General features: G+C 41.9%; 15 protein-coding genes. 3 read left to right on the forward strand and 12 right to left on the reverse strand.

Going from position 1 to position 18,344, the window contains the following annotated elements; all coding sequences use genetic code 11:
• Positions 1–166: 166 nt before the first annotated feature.
• Positions 167–577, forward strand: a complete 411-nt coding sequence (locus QVP90_RS06280) for a hypothetical protein (protein WP_021935945.1) — start codon at positions 167–169, stop codon at positions 575–577.
• Positions 578–627: 50 nt separating this feature from the next.
• Here the strand turns inward: QVP90_RS06280 and dapA are convergent, their stop codons facing one another.
• Entirely contained in the window at positions 628–1,521 is an 894-nt protein-coding gene (gene dapA / locus QVP90_RS06285) for a 4-hydroxy-tetrahydrodipicolinate synthase (RefSeq protein ID WP_005931690.1), read from the reverse strand.
• A 103-nt stretch (positions 1,522–1,624) separates the two neighbouring features.
• Entirely contained in the window at positions 1,625–3,625 is a 2,001-nt protein-coding gene (gene ligA, locus QVP90_RS06290; RefSeq protein ID WP_021935946.1) for an NAD-dependent DNA ligase LigA, read from the reverse strand.
• A gap of 75 nt (positions 3,626–3,700) precedes the next feature.
• Here ligA and trmD point away from each other — a divergent pair, with 75 nt between their 5' ends.
• Positions 3,701–4,378: a tRNA (guanosine(37)-N1)-methyltransferase TrmD gene (gene trmD / locus QVP90_RS06295; protein WP_005931694.1), complete on the forward strand. Its 678-nt coding sequence runs from the start codon at positions 3,701–3,703 to the stop codon at positions 4,376–4,378.
• 213 nt (positions 4,379–4,591) lie between these two features.
• Here trmD and QVP90_RS06300 read toward each other — a convergent pair whose 3' ends face one another.
• From QVP90_RS06300 to QVP90_RS06320, 5 genes are all read right to left on the reverse strand, one after another.
• Positions 4,592–5,503 carry a dihydroorotate dehydrogenase gene (locus tag QVP90_RS06300; RefSeq protein ID WP_021935947.1) on the reverse strand — a complete coding sequence of 304 codons (912 nt, stop codon included), beginning with the start codon at positions 5,501–5,503 and terminating at the stop codon, positions 4,592–4,594.
• On the reverse strand, positions 5,491–6,267 hold the full coding sequence (locus tag QVP90_RS06305; RefSeq protein ID WP_005931698.1) for a dihydroorotate dehydrogenase electron transfer subunit: 777 nt from the start codon (positions 6,265–6,267) through the stop codon (positions 5,491–5,493). The genes QVP90_RS06300 and QVP90_RS06305 overlap by 13 nt, the downstream gene beginning before the upstream one ends.
• A 69-nt stretch (positions 6,268–6,336) precedes the next feature.
• On the reverse strand, positions 6,337–6,801 hold the full coding sequence (locus QVP90_RS06310) for a helix-turn-helix domain-containing protein (protein WP_021935948.1): 465 nt from the start codon (positions 6,799–6,801) through the stop codon (positions 6,337–6,339).
• 1,308 nt (positions 6,802–8,109) lie between these two features.
• Positions 8,110–9,129, reverse strand: coding sequence for a DNA polymerase III subunit delta (gene holA / locus QVP90_RS06315; RefSeq protein ID WP_007481113.1), 1,020 nt, complete (start codon positions 9,127–9,129; stop codon positions 8,110–8,112).
• A 16-nt stretch (positions 9,130–9,145) separates the two neighbouring features.
• Positions 9,146–9,922: an AMP nucleosidase gene (locus QVP90_RS06320; protein WP_025819158.1), complete on the reverse strand. Its 777-nt coding sequence runs from the start codon at positions 9,920–9,922 to the stop codon at positions 9,146–9,148.
• Between the two features lie 62 nt (positions 9,923–9,984).
• Here QVP90_RS06320 and QVP90_RS06325 point away from each other — a divergent pair, with 62 nt between their 5' ends.
• Positions 9,985–10,440, forward strand: a complete 456-nt coding sequence (locus tag QVP90_RS06325) for a type I restriction enzyme HsdR N-terminal domain-containing protein (protein ID WP_005931708.1) — start codon at positions 9,985–9,987, stop codon at positions 10,438–10,440.
• A gap of 61 nt (positions 10,441–10,501) precedes the next feature.
• Here the strand turns inward: QVP90_RS06325 and QVP90_RS06330 are convergent, their stop codons facing one another.
• The 5 genes from QVP90_RS06330 to QVP90_RS06350 all read right to left on the reverse strand — a co-directional run.
• Positions 10,502–13,603, reverse strand: coding sequence for an efflux RND transporter permease subunit (locus QVP90_RS06330; protein WP_021935950.1), 3,102 nt, complete (start codon positions 13,601–13,603; stop codon positions 10,502–10,504).
• A 24-nt stretch (positions 13,604–13,627) separates the two neighbouring features.
• Positions 13,628–14,749: an efflux RND transporter periplasmic adaptor subunit gene (locus tag QVP90_RS06335; protein WP_021935951.1), complete on the reverse strand. Its 1,122-nt coding sequence runs from the start codon at positions 14,747–14,749 to the stop codon at positions 13,628–13,630.
• 22 nt (positions 14,750–14,771) lie between these two features.
• Complete coding sequence (locus QVP90_RS06340) at positions 14,772–16,166, reverse strand: efflux transporter outer membrane subunit (protein ID WP_021935952.1); 1,395 nt, start codon at positions 16,164–16,166, stop codon at positions 14,772–14,774.
• A gap of 315 nt (positions 16,167–16,481) precedes the next feature.
• Complete coding sequence (locus tag QVP90_RS06345) at positions 16,482–17,312, reverse strand: zinc ribbon domain-containing protein (protein WP_021935953.1); 831 nt, start codon at positions 17,310–17,312, stop codon at positions 16,482–16,484.
• Positions 17,313–17,317: 5 nt separating this feature from the next.
• The coding region (locus tag QVP90_RS06350) for a Nif3-like dinuclear metal center hexameric protein (RefSeq protein ID WP_288203976.1) at positions 17,318–18,344 on the reverse strand (1,027 nt) is incomplete at its 5' end.

Genomic DNA, 18,344 nt, shown 5'->3' on the forward strand with positions numbered 1-18,344 from the left:
CAGCCGGTTACAGGTTTGAATCCTGTCGCGATCACAAAGTCCTCTGCAATTTATTGTGGGGGATTTTTGTTTTTCTCGCCTTTTGTGTTATTTTTGAACTTTATTTGGGATCATTTCTTTTTGTAACTAATGTAATGGCGCATAGTAAAAACCGTAATCTGTATTAATGGAAATAGTTTTCAAAACCTCTGTAAGAATCAGGTATGTACTTTGGCTGCTGTATGCTCTTCTTTTAGGAATAGGAGTTTTTCTTGTTTATAAGGATGGGAATTATGGAGCCGTTTTGACATTGGTGTGGATGCTTCCGCTTTATTATTGGAATCAGATACAATACAGGCTTTCTGATACTTCGCTGACAATAAAACAAGGGGGAATTGGATGGCATTCGAATACGATTCCATGGAGTGCTGTCACTAATGTATCCACTGTAAGAAAAGGATTTAAGATAGACTATGTTAAGTCTGATGGTAAAAAAGGATTTTATATCGTTCGTGAAAACTATATCGATGATGCCGGAGAGATGCGGAAGTTGATAGAACAGCAAGTTTGTTTGAATGGAAAAGTAGAAGAATCATGAAAAAACTGCCGAATCAATCAAGGCTATTGATGCGGCAGTTTTTTTAAAGCTTAGCATTTGATATTTAATTCATTCAGCACTTTACGAATTGCTTCAAAAGTCGTGATTCTTGTGGGGACAAGTGGTAACCGCAATTTGTTTTCAATCATTCCCATTGCATTCAGCATTGATTTTACTCCTGCCGGATTGCCATCCACAAACAACAGATTAAATAATTCGGTAAATTTATGATGAATAGTGAGGGCATTTGCAAAATCTCCTTGAAGAGCCAAACGGGTCATGCGACTAAATTCGCGTGGAAATGCGTTTCCTATGACCGATATGACACCAACGGCACCCAAAGTGATCAATGGGAAGGTAATACCATCATCGCCCGAAATAACGTCAAAATTAGCGGGTTTGTTTTTGATGATGTCGTCCATTTGCGAAATGTTTCCGGATGCTTCTTTGATGGCGATTACATTTTTGAAATCACGGGCGATACGCAAGGTTGTCTCTGCTGTCATATTGACCCCTGTACGTCCCGGAACATTATACAATACGATGGGTAATTCGGTGGCTTCGGCAATAGCCTTGTAATGTTGATAAATACCTTCTTGTGATGGTTTATTGTAATAAGGAACTACTGATAAGATCGCATCGACTCCGGTGAAATCATCGTTTTTCAGCGTTTTGACGATGGCACGGGTGTTGTTTCCGCCTACTCCCAGCAGAATGGGTATTCTTCCGTTGACACGATCGATAACCATCTTCTGGATTTTCTTTTTTTCATCTTCTGTCAATGTAGGAGTTTCGGCCGTAGTACCCAGCACACACAGAAAATCTGCATTATTCTGCAGCAGGTAGTCTACCATTCGCATTAATGCATCGTAATCAACGCTCTCATCTTCTTTGAAAGGAGTAATCAGTGCTACCCCCATTCCTTTCAATTTCGTTTGTATCATGAGTATTAATAATAATCTCTAAATATTTTGGACGCAAAAGTACTAATATTTTCTATTTTCCCGGCAAAAATAATATATAAAATAAGATTCTTGCAGAAAAATGCTACGATATGAGCTTTAGAAATTCCTCTTCGTTCATAATCTTAACTCCTAATTTGTTCGCCTTTTCCAGTTTGGCCGGTCCCATATTTTCACCTGCCAGAATGAAACTTGTCTTGGCAGAAATACTGCCTACATTCTTACCGCCATGTTTTTCTATGAGGTCTTTGTATTCATCCCGCGAATGGTGGGTAAAGACTCCGCTGATAACGATGGATTGCCCTGCTAACTTATCGGTGTATCCGCTTAAATCTTCTTCCGTACGATACAGTTGTAAGCCGGTTTTTCTCAGTCGCCTTACAAGTTCCCGATTTGATGCGTTCGAGAAATAATTTAGAATACTTTGCGCAATCTTTTCACCGATTTCATCAATGCTTATTAGGGTTTCCAAGTCTGCGTTTTCCAGTTCTTCTACGTTTTTAAATGCTTTGGCTATTTTTTTTGCCACAGTCTCGCCCACAAAACGGATACCTAATGCAAAGATGACACGTTCAAAAGGAACCTCCTTGCTTTGATTGATGCCATTAATGATGTTCTCAGCCGATTTTTCTCCCATTCGGTCGAGACCTTTTATATCATCGGCCGTAAGTCTGTACAAGTCGGCGGTGTTTTTTATCAGTCCTAACCGATAGAACATGTCTACGGTCTCCGGCCCGAGCCCGTCGATATTCATAGCGCGCCGGCTGATAAAATGTTCAATTTTACCTTTTATCTGCGGAGGGCAAGCTGTTTCATTGGGGCAATAATGGGCGGCTTCACCTTCGTATCGTACCAGTTTACTACCGCATTCGGGGCAATTTGTAATGAATTTCACTTTTTCTCCGATCATGAAGGAACGTGCGGAAGTGTCTACTCCTGTGATTTTAGGAATGATTTCTCCGCCCTTTTCCACATATACCATGTCGCCGATGTGAAGGTCGAGTCCTTCAATGATATCTGCGTTGTGTAGTGATGCACGTTTTACGATCGTGCCCGAAAGCTGTACCGGATCTAGGTTGGCTACCGGAGTAACAGCTCCTGTTCTTCCTACCTGGTAAGTTACAAGATTCAGCCGTGTAAGAGCACGTTCTGCCTGAAATTTGTATGCAATGGCCCATCGGGGGGATTTGGCAGTAAAGCCTAAATTTTTTTGCTGCTTCAGACTGTTTACCTTGAGTACGATACCATCCGTGGCAACCGGCAGGTTTTTCCGTTCTACATCCCAATATTTTATATAATCAAATATTTCCTCCAATGTGCGACATTTACGCATGGCATTCGATATTTTGAATCCCCATTTTGCTGCTTCCTGTAAATTCTCATAATGTCCGTCGCATGGTAAATTCTCTCCGAGCAGGTAATAGAGATAAGCATCCAGCTTGCGGGAAGCTACGATAGAAGAGTTCTGTAATTTCAGTGTACCTGAAGCGGCATTTCTCGGATTGGCAAATAACGGTTCTTCGCGTGCTTCTTTTTCCCGGTTCAACTCTTCGAATACATCCCATGACATGAGAATTTCGCCTCGAATTTCGAACGATTGCGGATAATTGCTGCCATGAAGCACAAGCGGAATAGTACGGATTGTTTTTACATTATCGGTCACGTCGTCTCCTTTTTCTCCGTCACCACGGGTTACTGCACGCACCAGCTTGCCGTCTTCATATGTGAGTGAAATGGAGGTTCCATCGTATTTCATCTCACAGCATATCTCAAAATCTTCATTCAAAGCCTTTTTTACTCTTTCATAAAAATCGGTCACTTCGTTTTCCGAGTATGTATTTCCCAAAGACAACATTGGGTATTTATGTGGTACTTGCGTAAAATTCTTATTAAGGTCGCTACCTACACGCATTGTAGGAGAGTTATCGTCTTTATATTCCGGATAGGCTTGTTCCAGATCCTGTAATTCGCGCATCATGTCGTCGAATTCTTTGTCTGAAATCTCCGGAGTATTCAATACGTAATAATTATAATTATGCCGGTGAAGTTCGGCACGAAGTTCTTCTATTTTTTCTTTTACAGTCATATTTCTTGGATTGTTTCAGGCAAAAATACGGGTTTATCTTTGAATATTTGTAATTTTGCGGAAAATTAAAAGACTATGCGTATTGATATAATAACCGTTCTTCCCGAGATGATTGAAGGCTTTTTCAATTGTTCGATTATGAAACGCGCTCAAAACAAGGGCCTTGCTGAAATTTATATTCATAATCTTCGTGATTATACCGAAGATAAATATCGGCGTGTAGATGATTATCCTTTTGGCGGTTTTGCCGGTATGGTGATGAAGATCGAGCCGATTGAGCGTTGTATCAATGCCTTGAAAGCAGAACGTGACTACGATGAGGTGATATTTACTACTCCCGATGGTGAACAGTTTGATCAGAAAATGGCAAATACGCTTTCGCTTGCCGGAAATCTCATCATTCTTTGCGGACATTTTAAAGGGATTGATTATCGCATTCGCGAACATTATATAACGAAAGAAGTCAGTATCGGAGATTATGTGCTGACTGGTGGGGAATTGGCAGCGGCGGTAATGGCGGATGCTATCGTGAGGATTATTCCCGGAGTCATTTCAGACGAACAGTCTGCACTTTCCGATTCTTTTCAGGACAATTTATTGGCAGCTCCGGTATATACCCGTCCGGCAGAATATAATGGATGGAAAGTACCCGATATCCTTCTGTCCGGTCATGAAGCTAAAATTAAAGAGTGGGAGTTGCAGCAATCATTAGAACGTACCCGGAGATTACGACCAGATTTATTAGACGAATGACAGATGTATGAAAAAACTAAAGCGTTGCTCGGGAAAAAAGCAATGCTTTCGTTTTTTAGGTCTACTTGAACCTTGCATGGTTCGTATACTTGAGGATGTCAAAAAATAGATTGTTTTCTATGTTTGTTTTCGGATTTCCATTCCCTCTTATTTTAAAGGCATAATGACAGTTTTCTACATTAAATGCTGCGAATGGTTATTGTATGTTTACGATTATACCTCAAGTGCACCGATTATTTCATTAACTGATTTATATCCGTGTCTGTCTAAGTAATTATTTATACCATCGGCAACTTTCACCGTAATAGCTGGATCTATGAAATTGGCTGTGCCGATTTGTATGGCTGACGCACCTGCAAGCATGAATTCTATCGCATCTTTCCAATTCATGATACCTCCTAATCCGATGACAGGAATATTTACTGCTTTGAATACTTGCCATACCATGCGTAACGCTATCGGTTTCACTGCTGCGCCGGACATGCCCCCTGTTATTGTAGAGAGTATCGGACGTTTGCGTTCTGCATCGATAGCCATACCGAGCAATGTATTAATTAGCGATACGCTATCTGCACCGCTTCCTTCTGCCGCGCGGGCTATTTCAGTGATGTCTGTTACGTTCGGAGACAATTTTACGATAAGTGTCTTTTTGTAAGCAGAACGTACGGCTTTCACTACTTCGGCAGCTCCTTTGGCAGTAACTCCAAAAGCCATACCTCCCTGCTTTACATTGGGGCATGAGATGTTCAATTCTATAGCAGGAATTTTGTCAAGTTCATTAATAATTTCTGCTGTTTTTACGTAGTCTTCAATGGCTGATCCGGAAACATTCACAATCATATTGGTTTGAATGTCTTTAATACGCGGATAAATGTGTTCGACGAAGTAATTTACTCCCTTATTTTGCAGTCCCACAGCATTTAACATGCCAGAAGGAGTTTCTGCCATACGTGGGTATGGATTACCTTCACGTTTGTGAAGAGTAGTCCCCTTTACAATAATACTGCCTATTCGCGCAATATCGATAAAATCGGTAAACTCTTCACCGTATCCGAATGTTCCGGAAGCAGTCATTACCGGATTCTTCATTTGTAATTCGCCTATTTTTACATTTAAATCTGCCATAATAGTTTATTTATATTAAATACGGGACCTTCTTTACAAACACATAAATGTCCTTCATCGGTATTTTCAACACAACACAGACAGGCACCGACTCCACAAGCCATCCTGTTTTCTAATGAGACTTCACAATTGATATTATTACTTTTGGCATATTTTGCTACGGCCATCATCATAGGTTTAGGACCACAAGTGTAAATCTGCTCAAATTTCACTTTATCTAATATGGAATGTTGGGTGACATATCCTTTTTCTCCGTGACTTCCGTCTTCGGTAGTCGTATATACTTCTCCGTAAGCTGCAAACTCATCCAACTGAAGCAGATCTTTATCAGTTCGTGCTCCCAAGAGGAAGGTGGGCTTGTTTCCGCTTTTAGCCAGTTGCTCCCCTAAATAAAGCATGGGGGCTGTTCCTACGCCTCCGCCTACCAATAGGAGCTTATCAGATGGGTTTTCAGGCATTGTAAAGCCATTTCCCAATGGAAGTACGACATTGATTATTTCTCCATTGGCAACTTCTGCCAAACGGCGTGTGCCGTCGCCTACAAGTTGTATTAGAAACCATACTTCATTTCGTTGTCTGTCTACATAATTAATAGAAATGGGGCGGCGAAGAAAGGTAGTTGGTGAACCATCTACCCGTATTTCTGCAAATTGTCCCGGTAGCATTTCGGGAAGTGGTGACTGAGAAGCCAATTTCAGCAGTGCATAGTTGGCATGCAATTTGAGATTCTCAGTTACTGTCAGGTCTAAAATAAATTTTTTCATGTATTGAAGCTAAATTCATATTCCGACTGCAAAGATACGGGAAATTGTGCAAACAGACGTTTTTACTTCCTATTTTTCCGGTCGGAATGTTTCATAAGTATTATCATCAAAGAAAATTCTTATTTCTGTGATTTTTCGTGGAGGTCTTTCTTTGTAGATAATCTCTTGTTTTACAATCTCTTTAGTGGTGTTTGAGGGCTTTTCTAATGCCATTTCCTTACGATTTTCCAAAGCATTCGTGTTGATGGCCGGATTTTTTGGATTCTCAGAGGCAAATAGAGGATAATCCAACTCTGGTGAATCGATATTTTGCTCTTCGTCGGTCATATTTCCTTTTCCCGTCAGTAACCAGTCGAGGCTAATATGATTGTATTTCTCATGCAGTCGCATAATAAAGTCAGTACTCGGATATTTGTTCCGATCACCTAAAGTATGGGAGATTGTGGCCTGAGCTACACCGATGCTTTCTGCAAATGCTGCGGCTGTCATTTGCTCATGTTCCATGATCATTTTGATTCTGTCTTTGATGTCCATCTCTTTCTAAATATTTACAACTATATATTCTATGAGTATATTCACAAATGTATAACAAATTTCTTGTGATTACAAAGGTAAACAAATGAAATTACAATAGCAAATTTCAAAAGTGAATATTTATGTATTACAATTGGTATATCAATGTTCACAATCGGAATCTACAATTGGAATCTTTAATGTAGAGTGCTATTTTCTTGTTAAAGTATATATTTATATATATGATGTATATAGTTTATAATCAGAATATTATATTTATATAATATGTATTATATGCAAGTCTTTACAAATGTTTGTAGATTATTTTATCTTTATTTGGAGTTATAATTAAAGAAGATTGTTTATTCCATTGGAATATCGTATATTATAGTGTATTATGTGAAATGTTAACCACTCTCCTATTACGATTTTGAATGATTGTTTGTTTTTGTAATATCGAACAATTTACATTGTTGAATGCTTATTTTGTATTATATATGTAAATGTTACACATGTAAATATCGAAAATGTGAATCTATATATATTATATTTGTGAATAGATATCTTTTTAAAGCTTTTAATTTACTGTATTTAATCGTTTGATATATTTCATTTTTTATTTACGATTATTCTCTAATAATTTCAAATTAAAAATCTTCGCAATATTTGTACATATAATCCCATGGAGTGGTATTTTTTTGATTCTACAGAGGGTATTTCTCTATTAAATATCTGATTAATAGTCTATTAGTCTACTTTCCCCGTATCGTATAAAGAGTGCAAATAGAAAAAGGGGTGCAAATGGTGAGATATTGTAGCAAAATGCTATAATTACTGATCTAAAAATCCAGTTAATTTTGGGAAAACTATGGATTTTTGCAGAATAGACTGTTTTTGATCATGTATTTGGGTGAGGAGCTTTACTTTTATCTTTTTAGTTTTTCTTTATGCCCCTTTTTATTTGTCCCTCTATAAAGAACTATTCGTTCCCTCATAAGGGAACGAATAGAACATACTTGGTTTATTTCTTACTTTATTAAACTTCTTTCTAAGTTTATTTTATACTAAACATGTAATTGAGTGCCGTATTAATACTGATTTCGGTTCATTGGGCGAATGTGTATATATATCGTGATAGGGGGATATGTGGTACGGAGATAATGCAGGAAACTGTAAGATATTATGATAAATATATATAGATGTCTGATTGTATTTGTATCTCCCAACTCTGAAGGAAAGAAGCTGGGAGATTAGAGTGTATAGTTTGTTGTAAACGGCCTGCAGAAGTCTTTCGGATAATTGATTAAAGGGCGTATATGCGTAGTTTTATCAATGTAAAATTTTAAACACCAACTCTCGGAGGATGTCTCCGTCGTTCATGGAAGCGTTGTTTATTCCCTTCGATTTTGCATCGGCATATCGTATTTCTCCAATGATTTGCATGGTCTTCACACCATTATATCGGCGCATGGCAGTCAGGTAATCACGGGCAGCCCAAGGTGATTTTAATCCTAACCAAGAGGCTACTCCCTGTTCTGTTTTTTCGGGAGAGTAATAAGCCAGCATCAGGTTTGAATAGAAATTGAAGAGTAATGAAAGTGTCATCTGTATAGGATTGGTTTTAGGATTTTCTTCAAAGTATTTTATTATTTTATTTGCTTTGAGAACGTCTTTTTCAACCAATGCGCTACGCAGTTCGAAGTTGTTATAATCTTTGCTGATGCCTATGTTTTTTTCTATTTGTTCGGGAGTGACCCGTTTTTGTCCGTTAGGCAGGGTGATAATGAGTTTTTCTAATTCTCCGGTTAACCGACTTAAATCGGTTCCGACAAAATCGGCCAGCATAGCTGTAGCTTTGGGCTCCATATCAATGCCCTTACGTTTCATATAAGAGTTGATAAAAGCAGGCAATTGTGAATCTTTAATTTTCTTAGACTCGAAAAGAATGCCCGCTTTTTCTACTTCGGCTGCTAACTTTTTTCGTTTATCCAGTGTGCCGTGCTTGTGACACACGACAAGAATAGTAGAGTTTAAAGGCTTTTGTAGATAGTATGAAAGTTCTTCTATGTTGCGGATTGCCTGTGCCTCTTTTACTACCACTACTTGATATTCAGACATCATAGGATAGCGTTTTGCGGCATTTATAACAGTTGCCACATCTACATCGGCTCCATATACTACGGTCAGGTTAAACTCCTTTTCAGTCTCTGTCAGTACATTTTCTGTGATATAATCGGCTATGAGGTCGATATAATATGATTCTTCTCCCATCAGGTAGTAGATGGGACGATATTGCTTAGCTCTCAATTCTTTGAGGATATCATCGCAACTCAGTTCTTGTTTTGCCATATTAGTGAAAAGGGCTTTACCAGTCGAATTTCAAATGTTTTACTGTTTTTTTCTCATCAATGATCATACGCAGAGAAGCGATACCGATTTTGACATGCTCTTCAACGTAGTTTTGGGTAACGATGTTATCGCTTTTGTCGGTTTTTACACCTTCCGGTATCATCGGTTGGTCGGATACCAGCAGCAGGGCTCCTGTAGGAATATGATTGGCAAAACCGCAACTGAATAAAGTAGCTGTTTCCATATCTACGGCCATGGCCCGGGTCTTTTTCAGATATTCTTTGAAGTCTTCATCGTGCTCCCAGATCCGACGGTTGGTAGTGTAGACTGTGCCGGTCCAATAATCGCGGGCATAGTCACGTATGGAAGAGGACACGGCACGTTGTAGCATAAATGCCGGCAGTGCAGGTACTTCCGGTGGGAAATAGTCATTGGATGTTCCTTCGCCACGGATAGCGGCAATAGGTAAAATGAGGTCTCCTATTTTATTTTTCTTATCAATGCCTCCGCATTTTCCTAAAAACAGGCAGGCTTTGGGATGGATGGCACTCAAAAGGTCCATGATGATGGCGGCATTAGGGCTTCCCATACCAAAATTGATAATTGTGATACCTTCTGCGCTGGCAGAGATCATATTGGCGTCGCGCCCCAAAATGGGTACATTGAATTTCTCTGCAAATATTTCTACGTATTTGTTGAAGTTGGTCAACAGGATATACTCTCCAAAATCTTCCAGGTTACGTTTTGTATAACGGGGTAGCCAATTAGCTACGATTTCTTCTTTTGTTTTCATAAGATTCATTAAATTTGTGCTCTCTCTGCAGGGAGTCATTATTTAACTTACAAAAATACAAAATGTTATCGTTAAACTTGCCAGTATATGATACTAAAATTACGTCACGAAATGGAAAAAATGTTATTTTCGACGTAATTCGTAAACGATATGTTGCCTTAACGCCCGAAGAATGGGTACGTCAGCATTTTGTTCACTTTCTTATTGCACACAAGGGATATCCCGTATCTTTAATGGCCAATGAGGTACTTCTTAATTTGAATGGGACGAAAAAGAGATGTGATACTGTACTATATAGGCGTAATCTTACGGCGCGGATGATTGTGGAATATAAGGCACCTCATATTGAGATTACGCAGGCTGTATTTGATCAGATTACACGTTATAATATGGTGTTGAAAGTAGATTATCTTATTGTAAGTAATGGAATGCAGCATTATTGTTGCAAAATGGATTATGAAAAGCAGAGCTATACCTTTTTGGAGGATATTCCGGATTATGGTTTAATAAATGATTAATAATGATTCAATGTGCCAATATGCCAATTGGCACATTGGCACATTGAATCATTATTAATCATTATTTAAACCGTTCCTGTAATTTCTGCATCAGTTCATAGAAGTTCGGTATGTAGACGGTGGCTAATAAAGTATTCATAGCCATACCGAAAACTACTGCCGCTCCAAGGGCAATACGACTTTCTGCTCCCGCACCGGATGCGAATAGTAATGGCATCACACCTAATACGAACGCAAAAGAGGTCATTAATATAGGTCTTAAGCGGACATGACCGGCTTCATAAGCAGCGTCTCTGATTGAATTTCCTTCCGCCCGGAAATCACGGGCAAATTCCACAATTAAAATCCCATTCTTGGCTGAAAGGGCAATGAGTAGGATAATACCGATCTGGGTATATATACTTACCGGAGTTCCCATTACAAAACAACCGATCATGGCACCGAGTAATGCAACAGGCAATCCCATAATGGCGGCTACCGGGCTTGTCCAGCTTTCATATTGTGCAGCAAGTACAAGGAAGGCCACTAATAGAGCCATCAGGAAAACGATAGTAGTGGTGCTTCCTGCCTGTGTTTCTTGATAGGCAACAGAGGTCCATTCATAACCGAACTCCTCTCCTAACTGCTGACTGACAAGTTCTTGCATTTGCCGGATAGCTTCACCGGAGGAGGCTCCCGGTGCAACATTGCATGTGATGGCCGCTGTCTGGTACATGTTGTAACGGTTTATCTGGTTCTGTCCCAGTTGTTCTTCCACATCTGTGAATGAAGAGAACGGGACCATTTGACCTTGAGCATTCGGCACGCTGAGTTGCAGTACATTGTCAATGACTTTTTGTGCTTGGTCACCAGCTTCAATTTTAACTTGATAGATACGTCCGAATTGTACATAGTCGTTCACGTAGGCCGCTCCCATATAATAACCTAATGTGGCAAATACCTGATTTAGCTGAATGCCCATGAATTGTACTTTATCACGGTCGATATTCAGAAAATACTGGGGTACGTTGGCCTGATACTGGCTGCTGATAGAAGCTAATGCAGGTTTGGTGCGATAAGTATTGAGAAGCGTTCCGATAGCTTGCTGCATTTCTGTCGGCCCCAGGTTACGGTTGTCTTCAAGCTGTAACTGTAAGCCTCCGGTAGCTCCCAGGCCCGGTATTGCAGGAGGAACCATTGCGAATATCTGTCCTTCCTGTATGCTGTATGCCATTTCATTGAAACGTTTTACAACGGCGGCGGCAGTATGGTTTTTCCCCTTTCGCTCACCCCAGGGTTTTAGTACGACAAAGTATGTGCCCGCATTGCTTTGTTCACCTCCCATGATAGAGAAACCGGAAATACCGATATAATTTTTCACTTCGGGATAGGTGTCGAGAATGGCGTTAATCTGTTTGCCTACGGCCTGTGTACGTTCAAGGCTGGCTGCCGGAGGAAGTTGTACGACAGCAATGAAATATCCGTCATCCTCGTCCGGAACAAAAGTGGACGGCCATTTTACGAACAAAAAGATGGCTATCAAAGTAAATGCACCGTAGGATACTAATGCTGCTACAGGGCGTTCGAGCAACCATTTTACGATACGGTCATAAACTCCTTGAGTTTTGTCATATACTTTATTGAATCCTTTGTATATGAAGAAGTTGGATGGCTTACTCTTTTCCAGAAACAAAGCGCAGAGTGCCGGAGTCAGCGTTAATGAGTTAAAACCGCTCAGCACAGTGGAAGCTGCAATGGTAAGGGCGAATTGTTTATACAATTGTCCGGAGATACCGCTTATAAGAGTGGTTGGAATGAATACGGCCAATAATACAAGCACTACCCCGACAATAGGACCGGTGATCTCTCCCATCGCTTTGGTCACTGCGTCACGGGGAGAATATTGTCCTGTTTCGAGTAGTCGCGAAGCATTTTCTACTACCACAATAGCATCATCCACCACTATGGCAACGGCCAGTATCAGCCCGAAAAGGGTCAGTGTGTTGATGGAGAAGCCAAGAGCGGCCATTACAGCCAGAGTACCGATGAGCGATACCGGAATGGTAATACACGGTATGATAACCGCTCTCCAATTTTGAAGGAAGAGGAAGATCACGAGCACTACCAGTAAGGTGGTCTCGAGAAAGGTGACGAGCACTTCGTCAATCGAAGCATTGATCACATCGGTGGTATCCAGCGTGACATTGTATTCTATTCCGGAGGGAAAATTCTGCGCCAGTTCTTTCATTTTCTCTTTTACCCCTTTAGATACGTCCAGAGAATTGGAGCCCGGTTGCTGATAAATGGCAATGGCTGCCGTAGGATGTCCGCGCAACTGGGATACGACGCTGTAGGAAGCAGACCCCAGATCGATGCGTGCTACATCTTTCAGGCGTAGCATTTTTCCTTCCGATTCGCTGCGTAAAATGATGTTGCCGAATTCATCCGGTGACGAAAGGCGTCCTTTTACGCTCAATGTATATTGAAAAGCGTTCGCATTATCTTTTCCGATGGGTTGCCCTACGGTTCCTGCGCTTACTTCCATATTTTGGGCCTGGATAGCTTGATAGACTTCGGCGGGTGAGATGCCACGGATACGCATAGCTTCCGGGTCGAGCCAGATTCGCATAGAGTAATCTCCGGCTCCCATCACGTTGACGGCTCCCACACCTGGAACACGGGTCAATTGGTCTACAAGATTCAGTTTGGCATAATTGGTCAGATAAAGGCCGTCGTAAATAGAATCTTGTGCTGTCATGGTGAGGAACATGACGATATTGGAAGACTGTTTCTGTACAGTTACCCCTTGCACCACGACAGGTTCCGGAAGGGACGACTGAGCTACGCTGACCCGATTCTGCACCTGTACGGTAGCCATGTCTATGTCTGTACCCACGGCAAAAGTAATGGTTAGCGAATAGGCTCCCGATGAAGATGAAGTAGATGACATATAGAGCATCCCGTCCACTCCGTTCACTTGCTGTTCGATAGGAATACCGACTGTTTGCGCCACGGTTTCGGCGTTGGCTCCGGGATAGACGGCGGAGACCTGTACCGTCGGCGGCGTGATGTCCGGGAATTGCGCCACGGGCAATATATTGAGTGTCACCAAACCCGCAACCACGATGATAAGCGCCAGTACAGTAGCAAATATGGGGCGGTTGATGAAGAATTTTGAAAACATAGTGCTATATATTTAAGTTATTAATCAGTCCACAGGATGTATTTTCATACCATCCCTTACTTTCATCAATGCTTTTGTCACATATCGCTCTTGGGGAGAAAGGCCGTCGGTTACTTGCCGGAGGCTGTCCCCTATCAGTTGCCCTATGGTGATATGCCGGTAACGGACTATGTTCGAATCATTTACAACGTAAAGGAATTTACCTAATTGATCCGTTCCGATCGATGCGGAATTGACAAGGATAGCTTGTTTCTGCTCGCCGTACGGAAGGGTTATACTGACGTATAGCCCGCTTTTGAGTATACCTTCCGGATTATCCAGATTGGCCCGTACGGTGAGAGTTCCTGTATTGAGATCTACATTAGGAGACAGATAGTCTAAAGTGGCCGGATAGGATTGCCTGCCATCTTTCCCCAAGTTTACGGTGACTGTGCGCGGGAGCTTTGAGGTCTCGGTTCCGTTTTGGGGAGAGCTGCTCATAAGCATCGATAACCATTGATTATCAGCTACATTAAAATAGGTATACATACGGTTGTCTTTGTACAGGGTAGCCAATGTGACGGGTTGTGCGGCACCGCTTATATAGCTGCCTATATCCATGGTATTCCGGCTGATCGTACCGTCGAAGGGTGCATGGATGTAGCAGTATCCCAAATTGGTGCGTGCAGTGTTCAGTGCCGCTTCGGCATTGCTGACGGCCGCTGTCGTTTCTGCTACATCCGATTCGGTTTGTAATACCTGTATCCGGCTGACGGCATCGCTTTTCAAGGCTTCGCGCATACGGGTATAATTGTTACGGGCATACGTCAGTTGTGCCTGAGCGGTTTTTAAAGCCGCTTCCGCTTTCGTCACATTGTCTTTATAGATGGTAGGTTCGATAACGAAAAGCAACTGTCCTTTCTTAACCCGGCTGCCCGGGGTGAAAGAGGTGGATTGTAGTGTGCCGTTCACACGTGCTACGAGGTTGACAGTCTGCTCTGTAGTCAGATAACCCGGATAATCCTTGGTCAATGTGATGTCCTTTATGAGTGGGCTGGCTACGCTGACTTCAGGTGTGTACATAGCGGCAGCTCCGGCGGTCTCTTTTTTCTCCCGGCAAGCAGTAAGGAGCGGCAATGCGAGGAGGATATACAATAATTTTTTCATTGTTATGGTAGGTTTAGTTATTTTAGTTGTTCCAGCCACCCCCTAATGCCTGATACAAGGCAATCAATTGCAGCAGAGAATTCCCCCGTGCCTGTACCAGCTGGTTTTCGTAGCTCAGCAATGATCGCTGTGCATCTAAGACGTTTTGGAAAGGGGTGAGTCCCTGCTTGTATAAATCGAGAGAGAGGGTGAGCGTTTCTTGTCCTTGATTGCGTACTTCCCGAAGGGCGACGATTTGCTTGATAGAGCTTCGGTAGGCGGTCATGGCATTATCGGTTTCTTGCACGGCGGTAAGTACTGTTTGATTGAATTGATCGATTGCTTCATCCAATTGTGCACGGGCCGATTTGGTGGCATTCACCAGTTTACCTCCACTGAAGATGGTCCAACTTAGTGCCGGGGCAATTTCGTAAGTGAAGCTCTTGTGTTTGGTCAGGTCTTTAAAATCTTTAGAGGCATATCCGACAGAGCCTTTGATGAAAACTTGTGGCAGCCAGTCCGACTTGGAAGCGCCTAATGATGCGGCCTGTGCATTGATTTGATGTTCAGCGCTACGGATATCAGGGCGTCTCATTAACAAGTCTGCCGGTATCCCTATGCTGATGGGTTCCATATAGTCGGGCAGTTCCCCTACCCGTTCCAATACGGGACGTATTTCTTGTGGATAGGTCCCAAGTAGTACGGCCAAAGATGTAATGTATTGGTTTATACCGGATTCCAACTGTGGTATGGATGCTTTAGTACTGAAATATACCGATTTGGCCTGCGCCACGTCGAGCTTGGAAACAAGCCCGGTATTGTACCTTACTTCGGTGATTTTGAGTACGGCCGCTTGTGAGGCACAATTTCTTTCCACTACTTTCAGCTCTTGCTGAAGTTCTCGTAATTGGATATACGATGAGGCTACTTGGGCCGAAAGAGAGACCATGACGGCGGTGTATTCTTCTTTGCTGGCTGCAAAGGTCTCTTTCTGAGCCTTTACCCGTTGGCGAATACTTCCGAAAATGTCCAATTCCCAGCTCATGTTGGCTGAAACATCATAATAATGTTGGGTAGATTGGGGCAGTTCGCTGGTATTTCCACTGGTTTGTTGGCGTGTCCATCCGGCATTGATCCCCACGGTGGGAAAGAATCCGCTACGTTCCATGCGTAAGCCGGCTTTGGCCATATTCATGCGATCGATGGCGGTGAGTACCGAGTAGTTGCGATCTACGGCAATGGAGATTAATGAATCCAGCGTGGTGTCTCCAAAAGATTTCCACCATTGATCGTCTACCGGAAGGGTTTGCCGGAATACTTCTCCCCCTTCCTCCCACGCTTGTGGCAAAGGGGTATCCAGATAATGATCCGCATGTTGTGCTGAGATTGCGGATGAAAGAAATAAAAGGAGCAGCAGGCTCCATGTTCGCATATTCATAAGTTCAGGTTTTTGAGAAATGAAAAGTAAACAACTGAAATTTCAGTTTGTTTAGAGGATGTTTGCTTTTTGTCTGACCAGAGTCTGATCTTGCTTCTTCTCTTTCCGGAAGAAGTAAGAGGAAACCATGCAGAATAAAAGTTATTTCGAAATCAGGTATTTAGTACTGTTTTGAAGTTTTTCTTTCCGGGAGAGATTGAGGGAATTCGGGACAATTCTTCCTTTGGATGTGACAGTTACAGGATATAAAAAAGGCCGCCTTAATTTTTCATTTAAGACGGCCTGTATAGGTATAATTTACCTGGTAAGGGTTTATTATTCTGCAGTTTTTCTTCTGATAGCTCTTTTGGTTGTTGATGCCGGAGCTTCTTCTACTTTGTGTGCGATCTCTACGCCAGCCAATTCCGGGTCGATCATGATACGTCCACAGTATTCGCAAACAATTACTTTTTTGCGCGAACGGATATCCAGCTGTCTCTGAGGCGGAATTTTATTGAAGCAACCACCGCATGCATCACGCTGTACGTATACGATACCTAAACCGTTACGTGAGTTTTTACGGATACGTTTGAATGATTGCAACAGACGCGGTTCGATCTTTGTTTCCAGATCTTTCGCCTTGTCTCTCAGCTTCTCTTCTTCCTGTTTTGTTTCCGCAATGATTTCATCTAATTCACTTTTTTTCTGATCGAGGTCTTTCTGTCTTTCTTCCAGAGCAGCGACACTCTTTGCTACTTCTGCAGACTTTTCCTCTTCTTCGGCAGAAAATTCTTTGATTCTCTTTTCGCATAGCTCGATTTCCAGAGTCTGGAATTCGATTTCTTTTGTCAGAAAATCATATTCGCGGTTGTTGCGTACATTGTCCTGTTGTGACTTATATTTTTCTACGGAAGCCTTAGCAACTTCAATCTCTACTCTTTTACCGGCAATTGCTGCTTTCAATTCATCTACTTCTGCTTTGATCTTGTCTATACGAGTGCTCAGACCGGCAATTTCGTCTTCAAGGTCCTGTACTTCCAGTGGAAGTTCACCTCTCAACGTCTTGATCTTATCAATCTCAGACAACATGGTTTGCAGTTGGAACAGAGTTTTCAGTTTCTGTTCTACGGTCAACTCATTTGGATCTTTTTTTGCTTCTTTAGCCATTTTACTTATAAATATTTTATGGGATTCGTGTTTACTTTACTAAATTGGAGTGCAAAATTAGGAAATAAATCCCGGATTATGGAATAAAAAATTTCTTTTGTATACTGTTCGCTTTCGTAATGTCCTATTTCCGCCATCAGGATATCCGATTCGTGGCCGAAATAGTCATGATATCTGATTTCACCGGTGATAAATATGTCCGCCCTGTTGCTGATGGCCAGTGGCAGTAAGAAAGCACCTGCCCCGCCACAAAGTGCTACCGTCTGTATTTCCCGTCCGGACAATTTATTGTGCTTTACGCAACCTACTTCAAAAGTCTTCTTGATGCGTTTCAAAAACTCCAGTTCTGTTTCCGGAACCGCGAGTTCGCCTATGATACCCGCACCGGCCTGCTGCCAGGCGTTTTGTAGCGGATAAATATCGAATGCCGGTTCCTCATAAGGATGCACGGCAAGCAATGTACGGATCGCTTCTCCTTTTTTATATGCGGGAAGAATGGTTTCAATTCTTATTTCCTTTTCGTGATGAAGTTCTCCGATGTTCCCGCAAAAAGGATTACTTCCTTCCTGTGCCCGGAACGTGCCTTCTCCTTCGAGGTTATAACTGCATGAATCATAGTTACCTATATGTCCGCATCCCATGGAAAACAAGGTATTCCGTACTGCATCAGCCTGTGCTGCCGGTACGAATGTAACGAGTTTCACCAGATTATTCTCTTTCGGTTCAAGTACACGGACATTCTTCAACCCGATTTTTTCTGCTATCTTGAAGTTGACTCCGCCCGGAGCATTATCCAAATTGGTGTGTGCCGAGTAGATGACAATATCATTCTTGATTGCCTTTAATATACAGCGCTCTACATAATCCTTTCCGGTGATGGACTTATAACCTTTAAAAATAAGGGGATGGTGCGATATAATGAGATTATACCCCATTGCAACAGCTTCATCAATGACAGATTCAGTGACGTCAAGACACAACAAAGCCCCTGTTGCTTCCGCATCTGTCAATCCTATTTGCAGGCCGGCATTA

It is taken from the genome of Bacteroides sp. CAG:189, assembly GCF_000432295.1.
GTDB classification, from domain to species: domain Bacteria; phylum Bacteroidota; class Bacteroidia; order Bacteroidales; family Bacteroidaceae; genus Bacteroides; species Bacteroides salyersiae.